Origin of the sequence: Micromonospora echinofusca, from assembly GCF_017614955.1 — a bacterium.
GTDB lineage: Bacteria > Actinomycetota > Actinomycetes > Mycobacteriales > Micromonosporaceae > Micromonospora > Micromonospora echinofusca_A.
Genome location: NZ_WVUH01000615.1, coordinates 1 through 1,765, shown reverse-complemented (window position 1 = coordinate 1,765; position 1,765 = coordinate 1). Strand labels below are relative to the sequence as shown.

General features: G+C 75.1%; 1 protein-coding gene and 1 pseudogene. Both read left to right on the top strand.

From position 1 onward, the window contains the following. Window positions 1-701 (top strand): annotated as a pseudogene (locus tag GSF22_RS33340) (hypothetical protein); the annotation flags it as partial. 61 nt (window positions 702-762) lie between these two features. Further along, on the top strand, window positions 763-1,752 hold the full coding sequence (locus GSF22_RS33335; RefSeq protein ID WP_208817881.1) for an alpha/beta fold hydrolase: 990 nt from the start codon (window positions 763-765) through the stop codon (window positions 1,750-1,752). Window positions 1,753-1,765 lie beyond the last annotated feature (13 nt).

The window sequence follows — 1,765 nt, the reverse complement described above, 5'->3', positions numbered from 1 at the left end:
CGCCCGCACCGTCCCCGGCCAGCCGGACCGCGCCCGCCCCGCGTCGGGCACCGGAGGAGGACGCCGACCCGACCGCCGAGGTACCCCGGCGGCGACGGCGGCAGATACCCACCCACAGCGGCCGGGCCAGCGTGGCGGAGCAGCCCCGCCCGTTCCCGACCGGGCCGGAGGCCGCGCCGATGATGTCCGGTGCGGCCACCGGCAGTCCGGTCGCGGCCGGTACGTCGTACTCGGGCGCGCAGCTCACCACGACGGAGAGCGCCCCGTCCCGGCCGATCAACCCGGACGGGCCGCCCGGTCCCCGGGTGGTTCTCGACCACGTCCAGGTCAGCACGTTCGGGTTGGACGCCACGGTCGAGGTACGGCTGCTCGCCGGTGCGGAGACAGCCGCCGGCCTGGCGACCGGCCCGGCCGTCGACGGGTACGTGCTGCGGCTCTGTGCGGTCGCCGCCGCGTCCGCCGTGGACGAACTGCTGCGCGGTGCCGAGCGGACGGCCGGATCGGGCCGGTGCTTCGTCGAACACGCGGCCGTGGTGCCGTTCGGCAACTGCGAGGTGGCGACCGTGGTCGTCCTGCTGGTCTGCGACGGTTGGGTCGAGCAGCTCGCCGGCTCGGCGCTGGTCTCCGGTGACCCACGGCAGGCGGTGGTACGGGCCACCCTGGCCGCGGTCAACCGGCGCCTTGAGGCACTGCTGGCCTGACGGTGACGGTAGGGCAGGGCAGCGGGTGACGACGGTACGGCAGGCCGGGCGGGACGCCACGGTGCGACAGGCACCGCTGGCGGCGGACGGGTTCCTGCCGAACGGCCCGCTCCCGCCGCCCTGGCCCGGTCGTACGGTGCCGCTCGACGGGACGTCCCTGCACGTCCGGGACACCCCGGCCACCTGTCCCGGTGCCGAGCCCGCCCTCTACGTCCACGGCCTGGGCGGATCGGCACAGAACTTCACCGACCTCGCCGGGCTGCTCGCCGATCGGCTCGACGGCCAGGCCATCGACCTGCCCGGGTTCGGGCACAGCGAGCCGGGGCCCCGGTACACGCTGCCGTACTTCACCGGGCGGGTCATCCGCTGGATCGAACACTCCGGTCGGGGACCGGTCCACCTGGTGGGTAACTCGCTCGGCGGCGCGGTGTCGGTCCGGGTGGCGGTGCTGCGGCCCGACCTGGTCCGCACGCTGACCCTGATCTCCCCGGCCATGCCGTTCCTCGACGTACGCCGGTCGTTGCAGGCCCGGGCGCTCCCGTTGCTCGTCCTGCCGCGCGCCGAACGGCTGGCCGCCCGGCACCTGACGAGGATCCCCCCGGAGGCGATGGCGGCGCAGGTGCTCGCGTCGTGCATCGCCGACGCCAGCCGGATCAGTGCCCAGCGGCGGCAGGAGACGATCGAGGAGTTCCGGATCCGCTGCACCGCCGAGCACTACGCGGCGGCGTACGTCCGTTCGTTCCGGGGACTGGTCGCGAGTTTCCTGCGGGCGTACCTGCCCGGGACGGGTTCGCTGTGGCAGATGGCCCGGCGGGTGCCGGTACCCACGCTGGTGATCTCCGGACGGCAGGACCGGCTGGTGGACGTCCGGGTCAGCCCGCAGGTCGCCCGGCTGATCCCGGACAGCCGGCTGCTGATGCTCGACGGGGTGGGGCACGTGGCGCAGATGGAGGTGCCCCGGCTGGTCGCCCGGGCCATCGCGGCACTCGTCGACGAGTGCGCGTCACCGGGTACCACCAAGCCGCCCGGCCAGCGGTCCGGGCCGCACTGACGGCGGCCCGGAC